This window comes from Roseovarius sp. (assembly GCF_965277045.1).
Classification (GTDB): Bacteria; Pseudomonadota; Alphaproteobacteria; order Rhodobacterales; family Rhodobacteraceae; genus Roseovarius.
In genome coordinates this window covers 3,098,558-3,121,940 of the sequence record NZ_OZ255712.1, presented here as the reverse complement: position 1 = coordinate 3,121,940, position 23,383 = coordinate 3,098,558, and the positions used below count along the sequence as shown (strand labels likewise).

Below are 23,383 nucleotides of genomic sequence, written 5' to 3'. Positions count from 1 at the left end.
TTGCGGCTTTGCGGTGACGGACCACGGCGAGCCCCCTTTCGCGGACAAGCGCGCCGGGGAACTTTCGATCCGGCCTTTTCGTTACCTGCACGGACGAAAGGGATGCGATGGGCAAGGCGAAATCCGGAAAATCAGGCAAATCCAATGCGGTCGAGCCGCCCGACCCGCCTGAAAAGTCGATCGACGAGCGCTACGAGCGGCGGTCCAAGGCGTTCGGCCGGCTGAGCGCCGCGATTGCCGACGGCAAATACCTGGTTCCGCCGAAATTCCTGCAAGGCCAGACGCGCCGGCTGCATGTGCGCACGACGATCCGCGAAGACCATGCCGCGCGCATCACGGAAAGCTCGAAGGGCGCGCGCGACAAGTTCGAGAAGCTGGCCGGCTGCCCGTTCAAGTTCTTTCGCGGCACCGCCCTGCTCTTCTACCGCGACATGGTGGGCGAGGACGGGCACATGCCCACGGTCATGGCGCTGGGGGATGTGCATCCGGAGAACTTCGGCGTCATGCCCGACAAGAGCGGCGCGCCGATCTTCGGTGTGAACGACTTCGACGAGACCACCTATGCGCCCTTCAGCTGGGACATCAAGCGCGGCGCCGTGGGGTTCTGGATCGCGGCGCTGACCGAGGGCGAGCTGAAGCCGAAGCAGGCCCGCAAGATCGTCCGCAAGTTCGTGCGTGGCTATGCAGCGGCGATGCAGGACTACGCCAACAAATCGACCGAACGCAACGACGCCTACCGGATGGACAATTCCCCCAAGGTGATCCGGCGCCTGTTCGAGCAGGCGTGGGAAGAGCGCAGGGACTGGTTGTGGGACGATTACCTGACGCCCAATGGCCGCGCCTTCAGGTCCAATGACGAGTTGCAGCCCCTGTCGACCGAGATCGACAAGTTTCAGAAAGCCATCAACGACCTGGCCAAGTCGAACGGCATCGACGCGCCCGACCGTGCCGGTGAGCTGAAGGTCAAGGATGTGTGCGTGCGCCACGGGCAGGGCACCGCCTCGCTCGGCCTGCCGCGCTATTATGTCCTGATCGAGGGACCGTCGCAGGATGCGACCGACGATTTGATCATCGAGTTCAAGGCCGCCCGCCGCTCGGCGCTGGACGGTCTGGTTCCGCCCAATGCCTTCTACGCCGGAGAGCAGGCCGAGCGCATCAAGCACGGCCAGCGCGTGCAATTGGCGCATGGCGACATTTTCTACGGCGCGGTCGAGATCGACGGAAAGAGTTTCATGAGCCGCGAGCGGGCGCCGTTCCGGGATGACATCGACCTCGACGGCCTGAGCTTCAAGACGTGGAAGAAGTACGCCAGGGTGTGCGGCGCCGCGCTGGCGCAGGCCCATGCGCTGTCCGACGACCTGGGACGGATCGACTATGATGTCGAGCCGTCGATCATGGAGGCCATCGCGCCGCTGGACCTGTTCGTCGGGGATATCGTCCGGTTCACCGAGGAAGCGGTCGCCCGCCTGCAGCGCGATCACGCGTTTTTCCGCGAGGATCACAAGCTGGGTGCCTTCGACAGCCTCGACGTCGTCTTCCGCTAGGCCGTTTCGAATTGTCGTGTAAAAAAAATGTAATAAATGCCGGCGCGGCCCCTTGCGAAGGTCCCGGTGCAGGAGTAGATAGCCCGCATTGGCGCGGGGTGGAGCAGCCCGGTAGCTCGTCAGGCTCATAACCTGAAGGTCGTAGGTTCAAATCCTACCCCCGCAACCAATCATTCCCCCGATATCTCCGCCAGTCCTCCGCAGCACCGCTCCGCCGGTTGCGTGGACAGCAGCTTGGGCTTTCATCACCCTTTCCTCCAAGACCCGATGGTCGAGTGCCGCCGCGTCGGAGTGTTGACCCGCGCAATGTCACCGAAGAGGGCAACGGACCCGTTCAGAGCGGTACGCCCTGAGACATCGTCCGCGTCGCAGCCAACAGCATGGGGGCAAACTGGCTGACCATCTGCTTGGCGTCGTAGCGAAAGAGGGAGGCCCCGAGGCTGACGGCGGCAACCCCTTCGTTGCCGGGCAGGCGCAGCGCCACCGCGAGCGTGATGTCGCCGGTGTAGATCTGTTCTTCGACAAGGGCAAAGCCGCGGCTGCGGGTCTTGTTGATCGCCTCCCAGATGCCCTCGCGGTCGTACACGGTGTGACGGGTGAAGGCGCGCAGATCGGACCGATCCAGCAGCGCGTCAATCTCTGCGTCCTCCATCGTGGACAGGATCGCCAGACCGCCTGCCGAACAATAGGCCGGCAGGCGCGACCCCACGATCACGTCAGTATCCAGGACGTTGGGCGACAGGTAGCGCGACAGGTAGATCACCTCGGTCCCGTCGAGCACGGTGAGCGACACGGCCTCCTCTGTCGCCTTGTTCAGGTGAGACAGATAAGGGTGCGACCGCAGGACGATCGGACTGGACCGGGTATACTGGTAGGCAAGGCTGAGGGTCTTCGGGGTCAGTTCGAACGACTTAGTGCGCTTGTCCTTGTGCAGGTACCCCAGCCGCCACAACGTATGGGAGTAGCGTTGCGCGGCCGACCGATCGAGGCCGGAGTTTTCCGCAAGCTGGGTCAGCGTCTGCCGCGGTGTCGCCTCGTCAAACGCCGCCAGCACGCGAAAGGCTTTTTCCACGGCACTGACCATCAATGGGTCGTTCAGGTCATCAGACTCCGCCATTTCGGTTTTCCCGCCTCCGCACGCATTGACACCGCAGAAACGCGGCGCTTATATTGTAATGAAAGATTATCGCATCGCGATATTTTGGTCAACCAGTAACACGACCGATCAGGTTGGAAATCGAGCATGACGGACACAACACATATTTCATGGGCAGGATCGGGATTTCTGCATCTGCTGGGGCAGAAGGCTTCGGAAAACCCGGAGCGGATTTACGCCTCGGAACTTGTCAACGGCGTGTGGCAGGATCACACGATCGGTTCGGTGCAGGCGCGCGCGCTGGCCATTGCCGCGGGGCTGTCCGCCCGGGGCGTCGGGCGCGGCGACCGCGTTGGCCTGATGCTGGGGACGCATGTGGATACCAGCGCCGCGGCCTTTGCCCTGGGCCTGCTGGGGGCGGTCTGGGTGCCGGTCGGCCTGCGACAGGTGGCCAGCGGCGTGACCTATACCGTGACCGAAGCCTACGTGACCCTGCTGATCGTGGAAGAAGAGGCCGAAGAGATCGCCCGCGCGGCGGGCTGCGACGTGCTGGTGCGCCCGCAGGATGGCGGATTGTGCGCCGCACTGGGAGATGCCCCGGCGATCACGCCGGTCCTGCCCGAGGCGGAGGATCTGTGCATGATCCTGTTCACCTCCGGCACCACGGGGCGGCCCAAAGCGGTGCCCCTCACCCATGCGATGCTGCGCTATTCCGCTGAAAGTGCTGCGATTTCCTCGCAGGCCGAACCCGGTGCCATCTATTATACCTGGGAACCCTTCCACCATATCGGGGGCGCGCAGGTCGTTGTTCTGCCGCTGATCCGGGAGGTGCAGCTGGCGCTGACGGCCAAGTTCACGGCGTCCGGATTCTGGGACCAGGTGCGGGCCTGTGGCGCGACGCGGATCCACCATCTGGGCGGCGTTCTGCAGATGCTGCTGAAACAGCCCGCCCACCCGGACGACAAGGAACACAAGGTCGCCATCGCCTGGGGCGGCGGCTGTGATACCGAGACGTGGAAAGCCTCCGAGGCGCGATTCGGCCTGCGGATCACCGAAGGCTACGGCATGACCGAGGGCTCCAGCCTGTCGACGGTGAATGTCGAGGGGCTGCCCGGCTATGTCGGGCGCGCGCTGCCATGGTTCGAGGTGTCGGTCCGCGACCGGGACGGGCGCGTCCTTGCCACGGGCGAAAGGGGGGAAATCGTCGTAACGCCCCGCCCCGGCTGCGAAACCGCGCTGTTCAAGGGCTATATGAATTCGGTCGAAGCCACCCGCGAGGCGCTGCGGGAAGGCCGGCTGCACACCGGCGACATGGGGTCTCTGGATGCCGAGGGACGACTGAAGTTTCACGGCCGCATGAAAGACACCATCCGGGTTCGGGGCGAAAACGTCTCGGCCTGGGAGGTCGAACACGTGGTGGAACAGCACGATGCCGTGGCCGCCTGTGCCGCGATCCCGGTCGAGGCCGAAATCGGCGAGGCGGACATCAAGATCTATGTGCAATCCGCCCCCGGTCAGACCCTGACCGGCGCGGCGCTGTTCGACTGGCTGGCGGGCAAACTCGCGCCGCACCAGCTTCCGCAATTCATCACCTTTGTGCAGGAGTTCGAACGGACCCCAAGCCAGAGGATCATGAAACACAAGCTGGACGCGACCCGCGCCGGTGACTGGACGAGACACTGAAGCAGAGAGAGAAACACCATGTCTGACGCTACCGATCCGATCCTTGTGACCCGCGAAGGGTCGATTCAGATCATCACCCTGAACAAACCCAAGCGGCTGAACGCCTGGGACACCCCCATGCGGAACGATCTGTGCAAGGCGATCATCGCCGCGGACACCGATCCCGAGGTCGAGGCCGTCATCCTGACCGGTGCAGGCGACCGGGCCTTCTGCGCCGGGCAGGACCTGAACGAGGGCAAGACCTTTGACTCGGCGCGGGCCGAGCTGTGGATCGAGGAATGGCGCACCCTGTACAACCTGATCCGCCGGTTCGAAAAGCCCTTCATCGGCGCGCTGAACGGGATCGCGGCCGGGTCCGCGTTTCAGGTGGCGCTGTTGTGCGACATGCGCGTGGGGCACGCCAATTCGCCGATGGGCCAGCCGGAGATCAAACAGGGCATCGCCTCGGTCACCGGGTTCTGGATCATCAGGGAAATGCTGGGCCTTGCGCGCGCGATCGACCTTGTGCAGACCGGGCGCATCGTGTCGGCGGACGAATGCCATCGCCTGGGTCTGATCAACGAGATCGTCGAGCAGGACCAGGTCCTGCCGCGCGCCATCGCCCTGGCAGAGGAGCTGGCGGCGCTGCCGAAACAAGCCTATGCGCTCAACAAGCAGCGGATCGTGGCGGCCACCCAGCACAGCTTTGACGAAACCTTCGAGCTGGCGCGCACCTTGCACAAGAAGGCCTTTGAAGAAGGTCACACGCAGGCGGAAATGAGCAAGTTTCTGGACCGCAAGAAAGCCTCCTGAGGCGTTCAGCGACGAAAAGACAAAAGGCCGGCGAACCGCCGGCCTTTTGCGTTTCTGGAAAAGGGGCGTGCCCGGGCCAGTAGGCCCGGACGACACCCTGGATCAGAACTCGATACCTTCGGGGATCGCCGAGACATCCATGCCTGCCGCTTCGAACCCGTCGATGATCAGCGGCGCAACCGTGCCTTCCGCCCGGTTCTTGTCCGCCCAGGCCTGGACGAAATCGCTGAAGCGACCGTCGTCGTCCATCCGGATCCCGGCGGAAGACGGGCTGCCGTTTTCCGGGGTGGGAACGGTGTAGCTGGCAAAAGCGTCGGGGGCGGTGGCGAAGGTCTGCAGGCAGATCGGCAGCTCCTGCATCAGGTAATCCGCGCGACCGGCCTGAACGGCCATGATGGTTTCGCCCATTTCCTTCAGCGACATGATGTTCGCCTCGGGGACATCGCTTTGCAGAAAGGCAATCTGCGCGGTGCCGGTCACCATGGCGAAGGTGGTTTCACCGGTGTTGTATTCCTCCCACGTCGGCATCGTTTCCTTGCCGGTGCCCGCGATCACGCAGTTTGTCATCCGATACAGCGGGCCGGCCATATCCAGCGCCTTCTTGCGCTCCTCGGTGGCGGTCATGCCGGGGAACAGGTCGATGCGGCCGGCCTGAAGATCCAGCACGACGCTCTGCCAGGTCGTCTCGCGCCAGACGACCTCCAGGTCCTGCCCCATCTCTTCGCTCAGATCGGCAACGATCTGGCGGCAGACATTGGGTCCGTAGCCGGCGTATTCCAGATCGCCCCCGACATGGAACGAGGTGGGCGGATAGTTCTGGATGCCGCCGCAGACAACCTGCCCGGACGATTCGATGTTTTCCCAGATGGACTCTGCGGCGGCCGGAACGGCGGCGGTGCAGAAGGCAATGACGGCGGTCGTCATTTTAAGATGTGTCACGTTCGACTCCTTAGGTTGGTTGGCCGTTATGCGTCGGCCCGGAGTCAATTGACGCCCCGTTAGATGGGCCCCGCAACACAAACCAGAAGTTCCGCAGGGGCGGAAGGGCAGGAATATCGACTCTGGTGAAAAAAAGACACAATGTTATTGCGATGCGATTAGCATCTTGAAAATTAACTGCTATAAGAGTGCATCGAATGAGAGTCCCTTGCCGAACGTCCGGCAGGGTCCGAGGGGGGCGAAGCCGTCCCGTGGGCCGTTTTCCGAAGGGTTGCGGGGGCCGGAGAAAAGGAGATCTGGATGTATAACTTCGATTGGTCTGTGGTCTGGGACCTGTCGCTCTGGATGAACGCTCTGGGCGTGACGCTGTCCTATGCCGTTGTCACCTCGGTCGCCGGATTGCTGATCGGGGTCATCTTCGGCCTCATCCTCGTGGCCCGGGTGCCTGTCCTTTGGTGGATCGCCGCGGGCTACGTGCTGTTGTTCCGGTCGACGCCGCTGCTGGTGCAGATCGTCTGGTTCTTCTACGCCCTGCCGATGGTCACGGGCTATGCGTTGCCGGACTGGTTCGCGGCGGGTCTGGGCCTGACGCTTTACATGGGGGCCTTCTCGGCCGAGATCTTTCGCGCCGGTGTGATCTCGATCGAAAAGGGGCAGTGGGAGGCATCGACTGTCCTCGGCTTCTCCTACTGGACCAAGATGCGGCACATCATCCTGCCCCAGGCGACCCGCCGCATGGTGCCGCCCATCGTCAGCCAGTCCATCCTGCAATTGAAAAACACCTCGCTGCTGTCGGTCGTGGCTGTGCCCGACCTGATGTACGCGGCATCGACGTTGACCATGAGCACCTACCGACCGCTGGAGGTCTATACCTTTGCGGCGCTGATGTACCTTGCGGTGCTGACGCCGGTCACGCTGATTGCCAGCCGTTTCGAGATCAAACACTGAAAGGCCAAGCTGTCATGATTACTGTAAAAGGGCTTGAAAAGAAATTCGGGCAGCTCCGCGTTCTGAGGGGTGTGGATTTCCAGATCGACCGGGGCGAGGTGGCTGTGGTCATCGGGCCGTCGGGATGTGGCAAATCCACCTTCCTGCGGTGCCTGAACCTGCTGGAGGATCCGACCGCCGGCCAGATCGAAATCGGCGAAGGCCGGCTGGAATTCGGGTCCGGGGCCAAGGTCAGCGATGGTCAGCGCGCGACCTTCCGCTCCAAGACCGGCATGGTGTTCCAGAACTTCAATCTGTTTCCCCATATGACCGTGCGGGAAAACGTCATGTCCGGCCCGTACCTGAACGGGCGGCTGAACCGCACCGATGCGGCGGCCAGGGCGGACCGGCTGCTTGCGCGTGTCGGCCTGTCGGAGCGGGCCGAGCAGATGCCCGGGCAGATCTCGGGCGGGCAGGCACAGCGGGTGGCCATCGCGCGGGCGCTGGCGCTGGAACCCGAAGTGATGCTGTTCGATGAACCGACCTCGGCGCTGGACCCGGAACTGGTGGGCGAGGTCCTGGATGTGATGAAGGTGCTGGCCGAAGAGGGGACGACGATGGTGGTCGTCACCCATGAAATGTCCTTTGCCAGGGATGTGGCGACCAAGGTCGTGTTCATGGATGAAGGCCGGGTCGGAGAGATGGGACCGCCGGATCAGGTGCTTGACGCACCGTCATCGCCGCGGCTTCAGACCTTCCTGTCCAAGGTGGTTCACTGACAGACCGGACTGGATGGTCCGACCCGCGCGGGCGATGATCCGCGCCTGCGGGGGGCGCACCACTCTCCCCGTAGAGGGACCGGCACGGCACGCGCAATGCGCGACGATGCGCGTATGATCTTTCAGGACCACTTGTGAGGTCGACGGCGCAGGCGTATATTTCACCTGGCGCCGGGGCCGTGGAATATCCCCCTGGCGCCACTCATCGAAGTCATCGCCCTGACGCCTCCTGCCAGGCAACCTTGATCTTCCTGAGGATCGACCCGTTCGGCATGTCGCCGGGCGGTTACTCAAACCGTGAGGTCATGATGGGAAAAGGCAATAACAGGCGCGGCAACCGCGAAGTGAAAAAGCCGAAACAGGAAAAACCGAAGGTCCTGGCAACGGCGCAGTCCGGCGCGGCGGGTCCGGTCACGCTTGGGGAAAAGAAGAAGAAATAGCGGCGCACCCCTCGCCACGCGCCCCGGGCCCGACCCGGGGCCTCTTGTGGCCGGGAGTTCCCGGATGGGGTCCGGAAGGGTGCTGCGCCAAGGTGAAAAGACCAAAGCCGCCCCCTGGGGCGGCTTTTGCATGCCGGGGTTTGTACGTCGCGGTCGGCTTTGCGGGACGAAGCCGCCGATCACGACGGAGGCCAGCGTCAGCCCCTGGGGTGGCGACCCGACGGCAGTTAAGAAGCACTTTATGCCTGCCAAATACATCCTCAGAAGGATCGTCGTGCCCGGCCTCAGCCAAATCGCCAGCCCAAGGGAGGGGCTGACGATGGCCGGGCCGCTTCGCGGCTGTTAACCGGCTGGGTGCCCGAGCCCAATGTCTCACAAGCGCTCGAAGCGGCCATTACGCCTCGACACCAAGAGACGCCTATCTGCACCCCAACGTGCAAAAAAACTGCTCCCGGGGACGGCGCCTGACTGCCCCCGGGGTGCAAACCGTCTTACATCTCGCACTCTTCGACATAGACGTTGGAGTGATCCTCCAGCGCGGTGCCGATGATCTTGTTGGTGTAGACGTCGCCTTCCTTGATCACCTCGCGGACATAGATGTCCTGGATCGGGTGGTTGTTGGACGCAAACTCGAAATCGCCCCGCGTCGATGCGAAATCGGCTTCCTTCAGCGCGGCGCGGAAGGCGTCGGCATCCGCGACGTCGGCCTTCGCCATGGCGGACAAGAGCAGGTTGGCGGTGTCGTAGCCCTGGGACGCGTAAAGCGAGGGCAGGCGGCCGTATTCCTCCTGGAAGGCGGCGACGAATTCCTTGTTCGCCTCGATGTCCAGATCCTTGTTCCACTGGCTGGTGTTCTTGATGCCCAGTGCGGCGTCGCCCACGGCCTGAAGGATGCCCTGGTCGAAACTGAAGGCGGGGCCGACCACCGGCAGGTCCACGCCGCTGTCGGCATATTGCTTGAGGAAGGAAATCCCCATCCCGCCGGGCAGGAAGAAGAACACGCTGTCGGCGCCAGAGGCGCGGATCTGGGCGATCTCGGCGGCATAGTCGGTCTGGCCCAGCTGGGTGAAGACCTCCCCGGCCAGCTCGCCTTCGTAGATGCGCTTGTAGCCGGTCAGTGCGTCCTGCCCCGCGGGGTAGTTGGGCGCGAGGATGAAGCTGTTCTTGAACCCGGCCGAGTTGGCATAGCCGCCCGCGGCCTCGTGCAGGTTGTCGTTCTGCCATGCCACGTTGAAATAGTTGGGATTGCAGCCCTTGCCGGCCAGCGCCGAGGGGCCGGCGTTGGGCGACAGGTAGAACTTGCCCTGTGCGGTGGCGGCGGGCACCACGGCCATGGCGAGGTTCGACCAGATGATGCCGGTCAGCACGTCGACCTTTTCGGACTGGATCATCTTGTCGGCCAGTTGCACGGCGATGTCGGGCTTGCGCTGGTCATCCTCGACCACCACCTCGATATCGGAATTGCCCGACATCTTGACCGCCAGCAGGAAGCCGTCGCGCACGTCGATGCCAAGGCCCGCGCCGCCACCCGACAGCGTGGTGATCATGCCGACCTTCACGCCCTCGGCATGGGCCATCGCGCCCAGTGCCGTCATGGCCGTGGCGGCCAGAATTGATTTCAGGTTCATTGTCATCCTCTCCCTGTGAATGTCAGAACGCCTTGAAAGTCAGCGTCGTTTCCGTGCGTTCGATGTTGTCAATCGTCGCAACGTTCTCGTTGATATATTTGCCCACGTCTTCGCCTTCGGGGACATAAAGCTTGAGCAGCAGGTCGAACGGCCCGGAGGTGGAATAAAGCTCGGAATGGATTTCGCGCAGGGCGATCTCCTCGGCCACCTTGTAGGATGTGCCGGGGCGGCAGCGGATATTCACGAAAAGTGGGCGCATGTGACAGGTCTCCCGATCGGCTGGGCCTTATTTAGAGCGTTTTTTAACCGGGAAGGAAATGGCGAATTTCGCCGGGACCTCCCGATGTCACTCGTGCACGTGCCGCGCCCGCGCCCCGCGTTCGATGGCTGCCGCGTGCAGCCGGTCGATGTTCAACTGATAGCGGATCTCGCCCAGGAACCGCAGCTCGGTCTCGTCAAGCGCGCCGTCGGCGGCGGCCACGTCGCAGGCCAGCGCATAGGCGGTCTCGAAAAGCCGCTCGGGCAGGTTGTCGGTGACAAGGCCGAAAAGCGCGTCCAGCCCATCCTCCTCGGCGAAAAGGTCGAAGACCATCTGTGACACCCTCTTCATCCGGTCCACGTCATAGGTGGCGAAGATCGGCAGGTTGTCGATGGCGCTTTCGATCTTGACCAGTTCGGCGGTGCGGATGTTCTCGTCCGAGGCGGAAACGGCGATCATCACGGCCACGAGGCAATCCTGGGGGGTGAGCGGGTGGGAATCCTGGTCGTCGGTCATGCGCTGTCCTTAAAGGGGCTTGTTGCGGCGCAGAATATTGACTGTCCGGGGGCGGAGCAATAGGAACCGAGGCGGCCCGCCATTTGCGCGGGCCTCAACCGTTGGAGACCGATATGTCCGAACTGCGCGACGCCGCGATGAGTGCGAAAGCCTGGCCTTTTGAAGAAGCGCGCCGGCTGCTCAAACGCTATGAAAAAGCGCCGCCCGAGAAGGGATATGTCCTCTTCGAGACGGGCTATGGCCCCAGCGGCCTGCCCCATATCGGGACCTTCGGCGAGGTTCTGCGCACGACGATGATCCGCCACGCGTTCCAGCAGATCAGCGATATCCCGACGCGGCTGTTCTGCTTTTCCGACGACCTGGACGGGATGCGCAAGGTGCCGGGCAACGTGCCCAACCAGGAGATGCTGCAGGAGCACCTGCAAAAGCCGCTGACCAGCGTGCCCGACCCCTTTGGCGAGTTCGAAAGCTTCGGGCATCACAACAATGCCATGCTGCGCCGGTTCTTGGATACGTTCGGGTTCGAGTACGAATTCTATTCGGCCACCGATTTCTACAAGTCCGGCCAGTTCGACGAGACGCTTCTGCGCGCCGCCGAGCGCTATGACGACATCATGAAGGTGATGCTGAAGAGCCTGCGCGAGGAGCGTCAGCAGACCTATTCGATCTTCCTGCCGCTGCACCCCGAGACGGGCCGTGTCCTGTATGTGCCGATGAAGAACGTCGATGCCGCCAAGGGCGAAATCACCTTTGACGACGAGGATGGCCGCGAGTGGACCCTGCCGGTGACCGGCGGCAACGTGAAGCTGCAATGGAAGCCCGATTTCGGCGCGCGCTGGGCCGCGCTGGGCGTGGATTTCGAGATGTACGGCAAGGACCATTCCACCAACACGCCGATCTATGACAGGATCTGCGAGATCCTGGGCACGCCCGCGCCCGAGCATTTCACCTATGAGCTCTTCCTCGACGACAAGGGGCAGAAGATCTCCAAATCCTCGGGCAACGGGATTAGCATCGACGAATGGCTGACCTATGCCAGCAGCGAGAGCCTGTCCTATTTCATGTACCAGAAACCGAAGACGGCGAAGCGGCTGTTCTTCGACGTGATCCCGCGCGCGGTGGACGAGTATCACCAGCAGCTGCGCGCCTATCCGGGCCAGGATGCGGCGGGCAAGCTGAACAACCCGGTGCATCACATCCACAACGGCGACGTGCCGGAAAGCCGCATGGTCGTGTCCTTCGCGATGCTGCTGAACCTCGCCTCGGTGGCGGGGGCCGAGGACAAGGAAACGCTGTGGGGCTTCATCAACCGCTACGCGCCCGATGCCAGCCCCGAGACGCATCCCGACTTGGATGCCGCCGCCGGGTTCGCCGTGAAATACTACGAGGATTTCGTCGCGCCGACGAAGACCTATCGCGCCCCCACGGAGCTGGAACGCGAGGCGCTGACCGACCTGCGCGACCAGTTGGCCAGCTATGACGGCCCGGTCGAGGACGAGGCGCTGCAATCCATCGTCTATGCGGTGGGACGCGACCGCTTCGACCCGCTGCGCGACTGGTTCAAGGCGCTTTACGAGACACTTCTGGGGGCAAGCCAGGGGCCGCGTTTCGGCGGCTTCATCGCGCTTTACGGTGTTGACGAAACCGTGGCGCTGATCGACCGTGCGCTGGCGGGCGAGCTGGCTTGATCCACGTCAAGGCTTGCCGCTCGCGGCAGGCTAGACTGGACAAAAGACAGGGAGCAGGACCATGATCAGACCGCTTACTCTTGCCGCGTGCCTTGTGGCCGGGGCAGCCACCGCGCAGGATTCGATGCCCGAGCCCGAGGAAGGGCGCGAGATTTTCGAGAAGAACTGTGCCGTCTGCCACGGCCGGAACGGCATGGGCAACGGCCCCTGGGCCGGCTCCTACAATCCGCCGCCTGCCGATCTGACGGCATTGCGCGAGGATGGTGTGTTTTCCCGCACGCGGGTCCTGTCGGTGATCGATGGCTATGACCGCACCGGCCTGCCGGGGCATGAGATGCCGGAATTCGGCCTGCTGTTGCAGGGCGACACGGTGCCCGTGGACGTGGGCGACGGGGTGATGACACCGACGCCGCGCCCGCTGGCCGCGCTGCTCATCTATATCGAGAGCATCCAGGACTAGACCCGGCAGATCCCGTTCAGCTCGGCCCCGTCCCAGGGCAGCACGACCTTGTCGGGGAGGGTCAGCTTGCCCAGCGGGAACGCGCCTTCCAGCAGCTCTTTCAGCCGGGCGGTGCGGGGGGCCGTCGGGTCCAGCGTGGCGCAGCAGACATATTCCTCGACGATCGAGGCCTGCTGTTCATAGCCATAGTCGAGGAACCGCGTGTCGGTGCCCACATCGAAGAGGTAGGGGTCGTCGCTGACCTGGTGCTCGCGCAGCGCCTTGAGCGGGGAATAGCCTGTCTGCCGCCGGTTCTGCCATTGCCAGACATGGGTCATCTCGTGGGCGAACAGCATCGCCTCGACCAGGTAGAACCGCTCGTCATAGTCGGGCAGGTAATCCTTCAGGTACCAGTCCTTGGAAAAGAACACCTTGTTGAGAAAGACAAAGGCAGCGGGGCTGACGGTGACTTCCTGCGTTTCCTCGGCCTGCGGCGGAAAAATCCGTTCGCGGCACGCGATGCGGGGGCGTTTCTTGCGGGTATAGGTGGTCTTGCCGATCAGCGCCCCGTCGACCAGCCGGATGCGCCCGGTGTCGATCGAGGGGCCGTGGATCTGCGTGGTGAACGCCGCTTCGGTCTCCGTCAGCGGACGGCCGCAGGAGATCAGGACGGCAAGGGACAGAAGGAAAAACCAGCGCATGGCCGCGACGGTAGCGGGATTCGCGGCAAAAGAAACCGGCAGATTTCGCCGCCGGTCCGCCGTGCCGGGTCAGCCGCCGGTCAGGACCACCCGGAACGAACGGGGATCCTCGAAAAGATCGGTGCGCCGGCCCGCCTCCAGCAGCCGCGCCAGCGTGTCGGGCATCCGCCGCAGGTAGCGCTTGCGCAGGTCGAGACAGACGGTGCCGCCGGCCCCCAGCACTTCGCGCATCAGGTCGGCGTAATCGTCGACGGGATAGTGAAACCCGCAGGAATAGAAGCTGATCAGCATGTCGGCCTTCAGCCCCGCCAGCGCCTCGGGCGTCTTCAACGGGTTGATCGGCCTGACCTTGGTTTTGGCCACACCGTTGCCGTGCAGGAGTGCTGCGGCCTCATCGAGGCTGGCATAGCCCGCGCCGGACCCCGCCCAGTTGTGATACTGCTCGTCGGTCCTTTCGATATCCACGAGGGTGAAGCGCGGCTTGAAATCGTGGTGCAGGAAAAGGTCGGGCAGGGCCTGGCCACAGCCGATGTCGATGACGGATCCGGGCGCGATACCGTTGTCCAGCAGGTGGCTGCGCAGGGGCAGGTACTCGACCCACATCTCGGCCAACGCGCCGGCAAAGATGGTGTCGCGGCGCTCGCGGGCCTCCTGCCGCAGCGGCACCGGGTTGCCGGCCTCCCACGATTTGCGGGACCTGGGCGAGATCTGCTTGGTGCGCTGATAGCCCAGAAGGGCGATGGCCTCGTCCGAGATGGGGGCCGAGGTGAAGGTGGGCGGAGTGTCCTGCGCCGCGTGGGCGTCGAGGGTTTCACGGGTGAGCATATGGGGGGCCTGTCCTGCTGCGTTTTGCCGGGCAGGCTAGCATGGGCGGGGAATCAGGGGAAGCTCGGCTTGGGCGCTGTGGGGAACCCCCACCCTGCGGGCGGCGGGGCGGGGTAGGTCCCGGGTCAGGCCCGGGACGGGTGGTTCAGGGGGAAATCGCCTCGCGTCCCGGCGCGAGGCAACTCCTGGTCAGGCAATGGGCTACTTGACTTGCGTCGAGGTCAGCATGTCGCCATTGCGACCGAATTGATACGTGGCCTTGTCCTGGCCGTTGGCCTGTTTGACGACGATTGCGCGGGTTCCGTATTTCGTCCCACGGACGTCCGCGCGAATCCCGCCATTGCAGCTGGTCGTGAACGATTGAATGACCCTTGTCTCGCCACGCCTGCGGTCTTGCTTCTGCTTGCCCAGCTCGATTTTGCCAATCTTACCGGAGGCGCAGTCTTCGGCGATAAATTGCGAGATTCTCTTGAGGGAATAGCCTTGCCGGATCACTTGGCCGTTTTCGACCTTCGCAACCAGGAAGGCCCCTTCGACGACCGGGCTGTCTATGTCGATCTTGTATTGGGCCCAGACGCCTTCCAACTCTTGAGCGGTCGCCAGACCGGTCGATCCGATGGTCAGGCAAAACGCCGCAAAGTACCTAAAAAACCGCACGTTGATATCCTCGTTCAAGTTGTGTTCCGGGGTGAATTGCACGGCTCAGGGGGAGGGTCAACCTTGGTGGCGCCGCCTGAAAATCCTGAGCGTGGATGATGCCGAGGAGCGGCTGAATTGCGGGGCCAAGGGTATTGGACCGTTGGTGAGGGGTTGAGAGGCCGCGCGAGGGGCGCGAAAGGCTTTGCCGCCCGGAACCTGTCATCCCCGACTTGATCGGGGATCTCTTGTTGCAGAAGATCCTCGGGTCAAGCCCGAGGATGACGAGGAGCAGGAGGTGCCGCGCGAGCGCCAGACCGCGGGGTGGCGATCCGAGGGGTGTTCGGGGCACTTTATGGTTGCGGTGTCCGCATGACCTCTGATCGGGGTGCTTGGGTCAGCCAATCGCCAGCCCGGGGGGCGGTCTGGCGATCGCGCGGCGGCGCAGCGTGCTGCGCCTTGATTCCGCGCGTTTTTAGTTAGGCGAAAGAAAGATTGAATGTTGTCGTCGCAATGGGCTTGATTTGGGCTCGGACAACTAGTTTTACCCATCGGTCCTTAGCTGAGCCTTCCTCGTCTATTTCGAGTAACCTATCGGTCTCGATGTTCAATCGTGAAACCAGTTGATCGTCTTCAAGTAAACAATAGAAGGGGTTCTCATCCTTTTCAGGTACTGAATTTTGCCCGAGCTCTTGGGAATTTTGCGCCATGCGTAGTGCATCTAGTAGAGTTTTTATCCGGTTGTCGATGTCACCTGCTTGGATCAGCGATCCCGGTGGGTTTTTTCGCAAGAATAGAATGTCCAATTCGCACTGTAGCTTCCACTCTGAACGAACGAGCGGGAGAAACCTATAGTTCCCGATCTTATGTAGATCCGGAATGAAGTTTCTAAGTGGTTGCCGCTCTTCTAGATTGGGTGAAATTCTGGCGATGCCGTCTGGGGCCGAATGCTCTAAACCATAGTCTTGCGGGAATGACTCGTGGTTACTCAAGAACGGGTTATTACACCAGTGTTCCTTCAGTTGAGCATGAAACCTCTTACGAATATCATGAACATGATCGGCGGTCTTATTCGGTCGCCCCTGTAACGCGTCCTTCTGCTTACCAATCAATTCGCCCGTGTAGGTAAGTGTGATCCTCATTTCTTTTCGACCATAGCGCGCTCAAACATCCAACTCCTCCACGAACCGCGCGTTCTCCTGGATATACTGGAAGCGCAACTCCGGCTTCTTGCCCATCAGGCGTTCCACCAGGTCGCCGGTTTCGCCGGGTTCGTCCTCGTCGATGGTCACGCGGATCAGTTTGCGCGTGGCGGGGTCCATCGTGGTTTCCTTCAGGTCCTTGGCGTCCATCTCGCCCAGGCCCTTGAAGCGGGAGACGTCGATCTTGCCCTTGCCGCCCAGGCCCTTTTCCAGCCAAAGATCGCGCTCGGCCTCGTCGATGCAGTAGACACGTTTCGCCCCCTGGGTCAGGCGATACAAAGGCGGGCAGGCGAGGTAGAGATGGCCCGCGTCGATCATGGGCCGCATCTGGGTGAAGAAGAACGTCATCAGGAGCGAGGCGATATGGGCGCCGTCCACGTCCGCGTCTGTCATGATGATGATCTTGTCATAGCGCAGATCGTCGATGTTGAACCGCGTGCCAAGGCCCACGCCAAGCGCCTGCGTCAGGTCGTTGATCTCGGCGTTCGAGCCCAGTTTCGAGCTGGCCGCGCCCAGCACGTTCAGGATCTTGCCGCGCAGAGGCAGAAGGGCCTGGGTCTTGCGGTCCCGGCCCATTTTCGCCGATCCGCCGGCGGAATCCCCCTCGACGATGAACAATTCGGTGCCGTCGCGGGTTGACGACGAGCAATCCACCAGTTTGCCGGGAAGGCGAAGTTTCTTCGTGGCGGATTTGCGTTGTGTTTCCTTCTCGGCGCGCCGGCGCAGGCGTTCCTCGGCCCGCAGCACGAGGAAGTCGAGGATGGCCCCTGCCGATTTGGTGTCGGCGGCCAGCCAATTGTCGAAATGGTCGCGCACGGCGTTTTCCACCAGCCGCTGCGCCTCGGTCGTGGCCAGCCGGTCCTTGGTCTGGCCGACGAATTCCGGCTCGCGGATGAAGCACGAGACCAGCGCGCAGCCGCCGGTCATCAGATCGTCGCGGGTGATGTTGGCGGCCTTGCGGTTGTTGACCAGCTCGCCATAGGCCTTGATGCCCTTGACGATCGCGGCCCAGAACCCCGCCACGTGGGTGCCGCCCTCGGGCGTGGGGACGGTGTTGCAGTAGCTTTGCAGGAACCCGTCGCGGCTGGGCGTCCAGTTGATCGCCCATTCCACCTTGCCCGGCGTGCCGAAGCGTTCCTGGAAATCGACGGTGCCGGCAAAGGGGTTCTCGGCATAGGTCGAAGCGGTGCCCATCGTCTCGCGCAGGTAATCGGCAAGGCCGCCGGGGAAGTGGAAGGTGGCCTCTTGCGGGGTGTCGCCGTCGGGGATGGCGGATTTCCAGCGGATCTCGACGCCCGAAAAGAGATACGCCTTGGAGCGGATCGAACTGAAAAGCCGCGCGGGCTTGAACCGGTGATGTCCGAAGATCTGCTCGTCGGCATGAAAGGTCACGGTGGTGCCGCGGCGGTTGGGCGCGGCGCCGACCTCTTCCAGCTTGCCCTGCGGGATACCGCGGGAAAAGCGCTGTTCGTAGAGTTTCTTGTCGCGGGCCACCTGCACGATCAGGAGATCCGAGAGGGCATTCACGACCGACGCGCCGACGCCATGCAGGCCGCCCGAGGTCTGGTACGCCTTGCCCGAGAACTTGCCGCCCGCGTGGAGCGTGCAGAGGATCACCTCGAGCGCGGACTTGCCGGGAAACTTGGGGTGCTCGTCCACCGGCATCCCGCGGCCGTTGTCGCGGATGGTGATGGAATGATCCTCGTGCAGTTCGACCTCGATCCGGTTGGCATGGCCCGCCACGGCCTCGTCCATGGAGTTGTCGAGGATCTCGGCCACCAGGTGATGCAGCGCCCGCTCGTCGGTGCCGCCGATATACATGCCGGGGCGTTTTCGGACAGGCTCCAGCCCCTCCAGCACCTCGATCGAGGAGGCGTCGTAGGTGCCGGAATCGGCGGGTGTCAGAAGGTCGTCGGCCATGTGCGCTGCTCTTTGTTTTATGGGTTGTGGCGCAGTATGGCAGAGGGAAAGCGGTGGGGGAAGTGGTCAGGTGCGTTGAAACCGCACCTTACGCTGCCTTGGTGCGCAGCCAGTCGGCCACGTCGTCCTCCGCCAGCTTGCCCTGGGCGAGAGCGATGATGATCTGGCCGATTTCTTCGGTGTTCCAGTCAAGAACCACACCGTTGGCTTCGAGGCAGAAGTTCATCGAATCGAAGGCGGTGCGCTTGTTGCCATCGTTGAAGCAGTTCCCTTGCGACACCGCCGCAGCATAGGCGGCGGCGAGGTCGAAGACATCCTCGGTCATGCCGTAGATCAGGCGGTTGTCCACGCGGGACAACGCACCTTCCAGCGATTTGTCCCGCGCGCGACCGGGCAGTTCCCCTGGATTGAGGGCGGCGTCGTGCAGGGCCTCGACCAGTTCGGCGTTCAGAAGGACGAAGCTCATTTATCTTTCAGGTAGTCGAGCACGGGTTGGACCCGGTCGCGGGACTCCTTGATATACGCCATCAGTTCTTCTTGCGTGGCGTAACGCGGCTCGCCTTGCAGCGACGCCTCTTCGGGAACGAGGTAGCCGACGCAGCGCGAGTTCTTCATGATTGCCACGGGTTTGCCGCCCGCACGGTCGAGCACCTTTTGCGGCTCGCGCAGTTCGGTCATGGTGCAGATCTGGTTCGTGTGCAGGCGTTTCATGGTGTGACTCCGAAAATATGCTGAAGAATATACATTCTAGTATGTATTATTTCAAGCATTGTGACAGGTATCGGGCGCAGCCCCGAAGCGCCGCGTTGTCGTCGGAGATCAGCGTCACCGGGATCGCGGCGAGGATGTCGGTGTAGGGTCCGCGCGGGTGGAACGTGTCGGCAAAGCCCAGCGGTTTGATGTATGGCGCGATGGCCCGGGCGGTTCCGCCGATCAGGTAAAGCCCGCCGGTGGCCATGTGCGAGAGACACAGGTTAGACGCGGCAAGGCCCAGTAGAGAGACGAAGGCCTGAAGGGTCTTGCGCGGCTCACGGGCGATGATCTCGGTCGGTGTGAGGGTCTCGCCTGTATAAAAGGTGTGCAGGCGGGTGAGGCCCGGGCCGGAGAGGGCAGCCTCGATGGGCAGGTGCGCCGCGTCACCGCGCAACGCGTCGTAGAGCGCGCGAAAGCCCGGCGCGTCGGGCAGGGTGGTGTGGCCGGATTCGGAGGGCGGCACGAAAAGCCCGTCGTCCACCCGGTGCGCGACCGCGATGTTGCAGCCCGTACCCAGCCCCAGCACCAGACGCGGGCCTTTGGGATCGGACCTGCCGGGGATCAGAGGAGTCACACTGTCCGCGTCCAGATCGTCAAGCGCGTAGGCCTGCGCCTGAAGGTCGTTCATCAGTTGCACATGATCGGCGCCGGTGGCGCGGGCCAGCGCGTCGGCCTCGATGTGCCAGGCGTGGTTGGTCAGCTGCGCGGTGCCGTTCCGCACAGGGCCCGCAACACCGGCGCAGAGCGCGGTGACGGGGCCGGGCCGTTGAGTGTCGAGATAGGCCGTGAGCAGGTGGGACAGGCTGGCGAAATCGGCATTGGCAAAGCTGCGCGCGGTTTCGGGCCACAGGCCGGTGCCGTCCGACAGGCCGACGCGGCAGGACGTGCCGCCGAGGTCTACCAGCAGACAGCTCAAGGCTTCCATGCCGCGGCCAGCGTGCGGGCGGCATTGGCGAAAAGCAGCACGTCGATCCCCACGCCCAGCATCTGGGCACCCCAGTCGCGGTAGGTTTCCGTGGTCTCGGGGTCCAGGCCGAGGATGCCGGGCGCCTTGCCCGCCGCCCGGATACGGGCCAGCGCGTCCTGCATGGCGGCGCGCACCTCGGGGTGGTTCGCATTGCCTCGATGGCCCATGTCATTGGCCAGGTCCGAAGGGCCGATGAAGGCGGCGTCGACACCGGGGACCGCGCAGATGGCCTCCAGGTTGTCGAGCGCGGCGCGGCTTTCGATCTGGACCACCAGGCACATCTGGTCATTCGCCGTGGCGATATAGTCGGGAACGGCGCCAAAGCCCGACGCGCGCCCCAGCGCGGCGCCGGACCCGCGCACGCCTTCGGGCGGATAGCGCATGGCGCGGACGACCTGCGCGGCCTGCTCTGCGGTGTCGATCATCGGGGCCAGCAGGGTCTGTGCCCCGGCGTCGAGCACCTGCTTGATGATCCAGTCCTCGGCGATGGGCACGCGGACGATGGGCGCGGTGGATGTGTTTTGCAGAATGCCGATCTGGGCCGACAGCGTGTGGATCGTGTTGGGAGCATGCTCGCCGTCCAGCACCAGCCAGTCGAAGCCGGCGGTGCCCAGGATCTCGGTCGCATAGGCATCGGCGAACCCGGCCCAGCAGCCGATCTGCGGTCGACCTTCGGCGAGGGCGGATTTGAAGCGGTTGAGAGCTGCGGGCATGATGCGGCCTCCGGCAGGGGTGGCCCCCAGTTAAACGGCGCACCGGGGGAAGGTCCAGTGGCGGTGGCCCGTGAGGTGTCACCCACCCGGCGCAAGGCGCGGGCGGCAGGGGTGCAGGGGGCTCTGGTCTTCGCCGCCGGAACGCGCGGCCTGCGCCGATGCCCGCCGACGGCTGAGCGACCGGGGAACCGGGCCTGCCCATCGGGCGTTGACGCCGTGACACCTTTTCCCCGTGGGAGGCCATGACATGGCATCATCGGACACTTTCGGAACGTCGCACCGCACCGCGGACCCGACGCCGGGCCGCACCGGCCTGACGGTTCTGGCCCTGCTGATGATCCTTGGCGGCATGCTGGCGTTCTTCAACCCGTTCGCCGCGTCGCTGACGGTGACGGCGGTGGCCGGTATCGCCTTTCTGCTGATCGGGCTGACGCAGCTGTGGCTGGCCTTCAGCGCCAACACCGATGCGCTGGGCGGTCGTTTTCTCGGCAGCCTGATCGGGGTGTCCTTCGTCCTGTTCGCGCTGGCCCTGTTGCTGAACCCGGTGGCCGGGCTGATCACGTTGACCCTGGCCGTGGCGGTTCTGTTCGCATTCCTGGGCGTGCTGCGCCTGATCTACGCGTTCCGGATGCGGCCGCGCAGCGGGTGGGGCTGGATCGCCGGCGCCGGCGTGATGTCGGTCGCCCTCGCCGCGTTGATCGTGCTGGGCCTGCCCGAGGCGGCCGCGGGTGTGCTGGGACTGTTCCTGGCCGTGGACCTGACGGTCTCGGGTATCGCGACAATGGCCCTGGCGTGGCACAAGCCCGACACCCACGAGCGACGCGACGGCGCATAGCCCTGAAGCCTCCCGGACCGGCAGGGCTGAGCCTGCACAAGGCGGGGGCCGCCCGTCGCTCGCATCTCTGCAGATCACATCAACCAATACCGCGGCACGGAGATCGTTTAGTCCCTTGGCCGGAGTCTTTCCAATGGACAGCGGCAAAAGCCTGTGATTCCGTCAACGCATGACGGACCCGCGCATCACCATTCGCATCACGGCCATGATCGGCATCGCCACCCTGGTGGTGCTTCTGCTGATGGGCCGAAACCCGACCTGCCCCTGCGGCTGGGTCGATTTGTGGGGCACGGTGGGCACCAGCGAGGGCAGCCAGCAGGTGTTCGACTGGTACTGGCCAAGCCACCTGCTGCACGGTGTCCTGTTCTACGCACTTCTCTGGGCGGTGGCTCCGCGTATGGACGTGGGCTGGCGGCTGGTGATTGCCACCCTGGTGGAATGCACGTGGGAGATTGTCGAGAACACGGACGCGGTGATCGAACGCTACCGCGAGGTGACGATCTCGCTCGACTACTACGGCGACAGCGTGCTCAATTCGGCCTCTGATATCGCGGCCATGTGGCTGGGCTTCTGGCTGGCGCGGCGCTTGCCGGTCTGGGCCAGCGTGGCCGTCGTGGTGGGGTTCGAGCTGCTGACCCTGTGGATCATCCGCGATAACCTGACGCTGAACGTGCTTATGCTGCTCTATCCGGTCGAGGCGATTGCCGACTGGCAGGCCGGCGGCTGAGGCCGGGGCAGGGGTCATCCACCGGCGCCGAAGGCGATCACCATGCCGTCCCGTCCCACATGCAAGGGTCCGCCATAGGAAGGCTCGACAGCGGCGCGCCAATGCGCCTCGGTGATGTCGGGGTCGCCGGACGGGATGAGGTGGTTCAGCGCCAGCGCCTTGACGCCCGCGGCGGCGGCGATGCGCCCCACCTCGTCGGCTGGCGAGTGGCTGCGCAGGATATGCTCCAGCAGGCGATTGTCGCCCGTGCCCATGCGCTCGACGATGGCCTGAACGCCCTCGGGCAGCATCGCCTCGTGCACCAGGAGGTCGGCGCCACGGGCAAAGGCGACCATCCCGGGCATCGGCGCGGTATCGCCCGACAGGACCAGCGTGTCGTCGCCATGTTCCAGCTTCAGCGCAAAGCTGTGCTCGACGGGGGGATGATCGTTGCGCAGGGCCGAGACCAGCACGCCCTCCAGGTCGATGGGGCGGAGGTCCGAAAGATGGCCGACCGAGAACAGTTCGTGGAAGGGCGGGCGGCCCTCGTCCTCTTCGCGCAGGGCGATGTCGTATTCCATCGCGCCCAGGAACCCCTGCCAGTAGGTCTCGATCCCCGGCGGGCCGAAGATCGGGATCTCGTGCTGCAACCCGCCGGTCCAGGCGGTGTGCAGAAGCGGGCCCAGCTCGAGGACATGATCGGAATGCAGGTGCGTGATCAGCACCGCGTCGAGCGCGGTCAGCGGCAGGCCCGCCGCGCCGATGGCCCGCGCCGCACCGAGGCCCGCATCGACCAGCAGGGTAAGGCCGCCCATCTGCACCAGCGTAGACGTGGGCATCGGGCCGCCGGGGCGAATGGCCGGGCCGCCCTTGGTGCCCAGAAGGACCACGGCGCTTTGCATGTCCTCAGTCTTCATCCTTCTCGTCCTTTTTCCTTTCCCGTGCGCGGCGCGCACGCTTGCCCATGCTGACGAAGGAATAGACGACCACCGCCGCCAGCAGGAGGATCACGATGTTCATGCGTCTCCCTCCGCTCCGGCGTCGCCGCCGTGGCGTTCCGCAGAGGTGTCACGCGGCTGCGGGCCGCGCGGCCTGTCGCGGCCGAGAAAGACCACGGCGACGGTTGCCAGGATGACCAGGCCGATCGCGCCGGCGACAAGGTTGGACAGAAGGGTCATGTCACCTCCGGCCTGCGGTGTCGCCTGCCTGCAAAGGCACTTGGGCCGTGGCGGTGCGCGTGGCGGGATCGGTCGGGCGGGTCATGGCGCGGGGTCCTCCTGTCCCCCGAGACGTACCCGCTGCGGCGCGCTCTGCCAAGTCGCGCCCTGCGCGGGCCGGGGCCGCCCGCGACGTTGCGCCTTGATCCCGGGTCGGGCTTGGTCTCAACTGCGGTGC

The 23,383-nt window shown here is 64.0% G+C and carries 26 protein-coding genes and 1 tRNA gene; 11 read left to right on the top strand and 16 right to left on the bottom strand.

Annotated elements, in window-relative coordinates; translation table 11 throughout:
- The first annotated feature begins 107 nt into the window (after window positions 1-107).
- Entirely contained in the window at window positions 108-1,544 is a 1,437-nt protein-coding gene (locus ACQY4V_RS15615) for a DUF2252 domain-containing protein (protein WP_428513216.1), read from the top strand.
- A 92-nt stretch (window positions 1,545-1,636) separates the two neighbouring features.
- A tRNA-Met gene (locus ACQY4V_RS15610) sits at window positions 1,637-1,713 on the top strand.
- Between the two features lie 165 nt (window positions 1,714-1,878).
- Here the strand turns inward: ACQY4V_RS15610 and ACQY4V_RS15605 are convergent.
- Window positions 1,879-2,661 carry an IclR family transcriptional regulator gene (locus ACQY4V_RS15605; RefSeq protein WP_428513214.1) on the bottom strand — a complete coding sequence of 261 codons (783 nt, stop codon included), beginning with the start codon at window positions 2,659-2,661 and terminating at the stop codon, window positions 1,879-1,881.
- A 126-nt stretch (window positions 2,662-2,787) separates the two neighbouring features.
- Here ACQY4V_RS15605 and ACQY4V_RS15600 point away from each other — a divergent pair, with 126 nt between their 5' ends.
- A complete protein-coding gene (locus ACQY4V_RS15600; protein ID WP_428513212.1) occupies window positions 2,788-4,323 on the top strand; it encodes an AMP-binding protein in 1,536 nt (511 codons plus the stop codon).
- Window positions 4,324-4,341: 18 nt separating this feature from the next.
- A complete protein-coding gene (locus ACQY4V_RS15595) occupies window positions 4,342-5,115 on the top strand; it encodes an enoyl-CoA hydratase/isomerase family protein (RefSeq protein WP_428513210.1) in 774 nt (257 codons plus the stop codon).
- A gap of 102 nt (window positions 5,116-5,217) precedes the next feature.
- On the opposite strand, the gene ACQY4V_RS15590 is transcribed toward ACQY4V_RS15595, so the two are convergent.
- Complete coding sequence (locus ACQY4V_RS15590; RefSeq protein ID WP_428513208.1) at window positions 5,218-6,054, bottom strand: transporter substrate-binding domain-containing protein; 837 nt, start codon at window positions 6,052-6,054, stop codon at window positions 5,218-5,220.
- A 300-nt stretch (window positions 6,055-6,354) separates the two neighbouring features.
- On the opposite strand from ACQY4V_RS15590, the gene ACQY4V_RS15585 reads away from it, so the two are divergent.
- The 3 genes from ACQY4V_RS15585 to ACQY4V_RS15575 all read left to right on the top strand — a co-directional run bounded on the left by ACQY4V_RS15585 (window position 6,355) and on the right by ACQY4V_RS15575 (window position 8,200).
- Window positions 6,355-7,002: an amino acid ABC transporter permease gene (locus ACQY4V_RS15585; RefSeq protein WP_428513206.1), complete on the top strand. Its 648-nt coding sequence runs from the start codon at window positions 6,355-6,357 to the stop codon at window positions 7,000-7,002.
- Between the two features lie 14 nt (window positions 7,003-7,016).
- Entirely contained in the window at window positions 7,017-7,760 is a 744-nt protein-coding gene (locus ACQY4V_RS15580) for an amino acid ABC transporter ATP-binding protein (protein WP_428513204.1), read from the top strand.
- 242 nt (window positions 7,761-8,002) lie between these two features.
- Window positions 8,003-8,200, top strand: coding sequence for a hypothetical protein (locus tag ACQY4V_RS15575; protein ID WP_428513202.1), 198 nt, complete (start codon window positions 8,003-8,005; stop codon window positions 8,198-8,200).
- A 491-nt stretch (window positions 8,201-8,691) separates the two neighbouring features.
- Here ACQY4V_RS15575 and ACQY4V_RS15570 read toward each other — a convergent pair whose 3' ends face one another.
- From ACQY4V_RS15570 to ACQY4V_RS15560, 3 genes are all read right to left on the bottom strand, one after another.
- On the bottom strand, window positions 8,692-9,828 hold the full coding sequence (locus ACQY4V_RS15570; RefSeq protein ID WP_428513200.1) for an ABC transporter substrate-binding protein: 1,137 nt from the start codon (window positions 9,826-9,828) through the stop codon (window positions 8,692-8,694).
- Window positions 9,829-9,850: 22 nt separating this feature from the next.
- Window positions 9,851-10,087 (bottom strand): Lrp/AsnC ligand binding domain-containing protein, encoded by a 237-nt coding sequence (locus tag ACQY4V_RS15565; protein ID WP_428513199.1) that lies wholly within the window; start codon window positions 10,085-10,087, stop codon window positions 9,851-9,853.
- Window positions 10,088-10,174: 87 nt separating this feature from the next.
- On the bottom strand, window positions 10,175-10,603 hold the full coding sequence (locus tag ACQY4V_RS15560; protein WP_428513197.1) for a tellurite resistance TerB family protein: 429 nt from the start codon (window positions 10,601-10,603) through the stop codon (window positions 10,175-10,177).
- Between the two features lie 113 nt (window positions 10,604-10,716).
- Between ACQY4V_RS15560 and ACQY4V_RS15555 the strand changes: the two genes are divergently transcribed.
- Both ACQY4V_RS15555 and ACQY4V_RS15550 read left to right on the top strand, forming a co-directional pair.
- Window positions 10,717-12,291 carry a lysine--tRNA ligase gene (locus tag ACQY4V_RS15555; RefSeq protein ID WP_428513195.1) on the top strand — a complete coding sequence of 525 codons (1,575 nt, stop codon included), beginning with the start codon at window positions 10,717-10,719 and terminating at the stop codon, window positions 12,289-12,291.
- A 61-nt stretch (window positions 12,292-12,352) separates the two neighbouring features.
- Window positions 12,353-12,751: a c-type cytochrome gene (locus ACQY4V_RS15550; protein ID WP_428513193.1), complete on the top strand. Its 399-nt coding sequence runs from the start codon at window positions 12,353-12,355 to the stop codon at window positions 12,749-12,751.
- Here ACQY4V_RS15550 and ACQY4V_RS15545 read toward each other — a convergent pair.
- The 9 genes from ACQY4V_RS15545 to ACQY4V_RS15505 all read right to left on the bottom strand — a co-directional run bounded on the left by ACQY4V_RS15545 (window position 12,748) and on the right by ACQY4V_RS15505 (window position 20,447).
- Complete coding sequence (locus ACQY4V_RS15545) at window positions 12,748-13,431, bottom strand: hypothetical protein (protein ID WP_428513191.1); 684 nt, start codon at window positions 13,429-13,431, stop codon at window positions 12,748-12,750. The two genes, ACQY4V_RS15550 and ACQY4V_RS15545, sit on opposite strands and share 4 nt — an antisense overlap.
- A gap of 69 nt (window positions 13,432-13,500) precedes the next feature.
- A complete protein-coding gene (locus ACQY4V_RS15540) occupies window positions 13,501-14,256 on the bottom strand; it encodes a hypothetical protein (protein WP_428513189.1) in 756 nt (251 codons plus the stop codon).
- 201 nt (window positions 14,257-14,457) lie between these two features.
- Entirely contained in the window at window positions 14,458-14,931 is a 474-nt protein-coding gene (locus tag ACQY4V_RS15535; protein WP_428513187.1) for a hypothetical protein, read from the bottom strand.
- 440 nt (window positions 14,932-15,371) lie between these two features.
- Window positions 15,372-16,034: a hypothetical protein gene (locus ACQY4V_RS15530; protein WP_428513185.1), complete on the bottom strand. Its 663-nt coding sequence runs from the start codon at window positions 16,032-16,034 to the stop codon at window positions 15,372-15,374.
- Between the two features lie 21 nt (window positions 16,035-16,055).
- Window positions 16,056-18,014, bottom strand: a complete 1,959-nt coding sequence (parE, locus tag ACQY4V_RS15525; RefSeq protein ID WP_428513183.1) for a DNA topoisomerase IV subunit B — start codon at window positions 18,012-18,014, stop codon at window positions 16,056-16,058.
- A gap of 88 nt (window positions 18,015-18,102) precedes the next feature.
- The gene (locus ACQY4V_RS15520) at window positions 18,103-18,480 is read right to left on the bottom strand and encodes a type II toxin-antitoxin system death-on-curing family toxin (RefSeq protein ID WP_428513181.1); all 378 of its coding nucleotides are present in this window, start codon (window positions 18,478-18,480) and stop codon (window positions 18,103-18,105) included.
- The gene (locus ACQY4V_RS15515; protein ID WP_428513179.1) at window positions 18,477-18,725 is read right to left on the bottom strand and encodes a hypothetical protein; all 249 of its coding nucleotides are present in this window, start codon (window positions 18,723-18,725) and stop codon (window positions 18,477-18,479) included. Before ACQY4V_RS15515 ends, ACQY4V_RS15520 begins: the two co-directional genes overlap by 4 nt.
- 46 nt (window positions 18,726-18,771) lie before the next feature.
- The gene (locus tag ACQY4V_RS15510) at window positions 18,772-19,692 is read right to left on the bottom strand and encodes a glucokinase (protein ID WP_428513177.1); all 921 of its coding nucleotides are present in this window, start codon (window positions 19,690-19,692) and stop codon (window positions 18,772-18,774) included.
- On the bottom strand, window positions 19,680-20,447 hold the full coding sequence (locus ACQY4V_RS15505; protein WP_428513175.1) for an HpcH/HpaI aldolase family protein: 768 nt from the start codon (window positions 20,445-20,447) through the stop codon (window positions 19,680-19,682). The genes ACQY4V_RS15510 and ACQY4V_RS15505 overlap by 13 nt, the downstream gene beginning before the upstream one ends.
- A gap of 247 nt (window positions 20,448-20,694) precedes the next feature.
- On the opposite strand from ACQY4V_RS15505, the gene ACQY4V_RS15500 reads away from it, so the two are divergent.
- On the top strand, window positions 20,695-21,282 hold the full coding sequence (locus tag ACQY4V_RS15500) for an HdeD family acid-resistance protein (RefSeq protein WP_428513173.1): 588 nt from the start codon (window positions 20,695-20,697) through the stop codon (window positions 21,280-21,282).
- 169 nt (window positions 21,283-21,451) lie between these two features.
- Complete coding sequence (locus ACQY4V_RS15495) at window positions 21,452-22,009, top strand: DUF2585 family protein (RefSeq protein ID WP_428513171.1); 558 nt, start codon at window positions 21,452-21,454, stop codon at window positions 22,007-22,009.
- A gap of 14 nt (window positions 22,010-22,023) precedes the next feature.
- Here the strand turns inward: ACQY4V_RS15495 and ACQY4V_RS15490 are convergent, their stop codons facing one another.
- Window positions 22,024-22,905, bottom strand: a complete 882-nt coding sequence (locus ACQY4V_RS15490) for an MBL fold metallo-hydrolase (protein ID WP_428513169.1) — start codon at window positions 22,903-22,905, stop codon at window positions 22,024-22,026.
- A gap of 99 nt (window positions 22,906-23,004) precedes the next feature.
- Window positions 23,005-23,166: a hypothetical protein gene (locus ACQY4V_RS15485; RefSeq protein ID WP_428513167.1), complete on the bottom strand. Its 162-nt coding sequence runs from the start codon at window positions 23,164-23,166 to the stop codon at window positions 23,005-23,007.
- Window positions 23,167-23,383: the final 217 nt, after the last annotated feature.

Excerpts from the sequence above, each read along its gene's own strand:
- ACQY4V_RS15615 (WP_428513216.1), top strand. The coding sequence starts at position 108 with ATGGGCAAGGCGAAATCCGGAAAATCAGGCAAATCCAATGCGGTCGAG.
- ACQY4V_RS15605 (WP_428513214.1), bottom strand. The coding sequence starts at position 2,661 with ATGGCGGAGTCTGATGACCTGAACGACCCATTGATGGTCAGTGCCGTG.
- ACQY4V_RS15600 (WP_428513212.1), top strand. The coding sequence starts at position 2,788 with ATGACGGACACAACACATATTTCATGGGCAGGATCGGGATTTCTGCAT.
- ACQY4V_RS15595 (WP_428513210.1), top strand. The coding sequence starts at position 4,342 with ATGTCTGACGCTACCGATCCGATCCTTGTGACCCGCGAAGGGTCGATT.
- ACQY4V_RS15585 (WP_428513206.1), top strand. The coding sequence starts at position 6,355 with ATGTATAACTTCGATTGGTCTGTGGTCTGGGACCTGTCGCTCTGGATG.
- ACQY4V_RS15580 (WP_428513204.1), top strand. The coding sequence starts at position 7,017 with ATGATTACTGTAAAAGGGCTTGAAAAGAAATTCGGGCAGCTCCGCGTT.
- ACQY4V_RS15570 (WP_428513200.1), bottom strand. The coding sequence starts at position 9,828 with ATGAACCTGAAATCAATTCTGGCCGCCACGGCCATGACGGCACTGGGC.
- ACQY4V_RS15565 (WP_428513199.1), bottom strand. The coding sequence starts at position 10,087 with ATGCGCCCACTTTTCGTGAATATCCGCTGCCGCCCCGGCACATCCTAC.
- ACQY4V_RS15560 (WP_428513197.1), bottom strand. The coding sequence starts at position 10,603 with ATGACCGACGACCAGGATTCCCACCCGCTCACCCCCCAGGATTGCCTC.
- ACQY4V_RS15555 (WP_428513195.1), top strand. The coding sequence starts at position 10,717 with ATGTCCGAACTGCGCGACGCCGCGATGAGTGCGAAAGCCTGGCCTTTT.
- ACQY4V_RS15550 (WP_428513193.1), top strand. The coding sequence starts at position 12,353 with ATGATCAGACCGCTTACTCTTGCCGCGTGCCTTGTGGCCGGGGCAGCC.
- ACQY4V_RS15545 (WP_428513191.1), bottom strand. The coding sequence starts at position 13,431 with ATGCGCTGGTTTTTCCTTCTGTCCCTTGCCGTCCTGATCTCCTGCGGC.
- ACQY4V_RS15540 (WP_428513189.1), bottom strand. The coding sequence starts at position 14,256 with ATGCTCACCCGTGAAACCCTCGACGCCCACGCGGCGCAGGACACTCCG.
- ACQY4V_RS15530 (WP_428513185.1), bottom strand. The coding sequence starts at position 16,034 with ATGAGGATCACACTTACCTACACGGGCGAATTGATTGGTAAGCAGAAG.
- parE (WP_428513183.1), bottom strand. The coding sequence starts at position 18,014 with ATGGCCGACGACCTTCTGACACCCGCCGATTCCGGCACCTACGACGCC.
- ACQY4V_RS15520 (WP_428513181.1), bottom strand. The coding sequence starts at position 18,480 with ATGAGCTTCGTCCTTCTGAACGCCGAACTGGTCGAGGCCCTGCACGAC.
- ACQY4V_RS15515 (WP_428513179.1), bottom strand. The coding sequence starts at position 18,725 with ATGAAACGCCTGCACACGAACCAGATCTGCACCATGACCGAACTGCGC.
- ACQY4V_RS15510 (WP_428513177.1), bottom strand. The coding sequence starts at position 19,692 with ATGGAAGCCTTGAGCTGTCTGCTGGTAGACCTCGGCGGCACGTCCTGC.
- ACQY4V_RS15505 (WP_428513175.1), bottom strand. The coding sequence starts at position 20,447 with ATGCCCGCAGCTCTCAACCGCTTCAAATCCGCCCTCGCCGAAGGTCGA.
- ACQY4V_RS15500 (WP_428513173.1), top strand. The coding sequence starts at position 20,695 with ATGGCATCATCGGACACTTTCGGAACGTCGCACCGCACCGCGGACCCG.
- ACQY4V_RS15495 (WP_428513171.1), top strand. The coding sequence starts at position 21,452 with ATGACGGACCCGCGCATCACCATTCGCATCACGGCCATGATCGGCATC.
- ACQY4V_RS15490 (WP_428513169.1), bottom strand. The coding sequence starts at position 22,905 with ATGAAGACTGAGGACATGCAAAGCGCCGTGGTCCTTCTGGGCACCAAG.
- ACQY4V_RS15485 (WP_428513167.1), bottom strand. The coding sequence starts at position 23,166 with ATGACCCTTCTGTCCAACCTTGTCGCCGGCGCGATCGGCCTGGTCATC.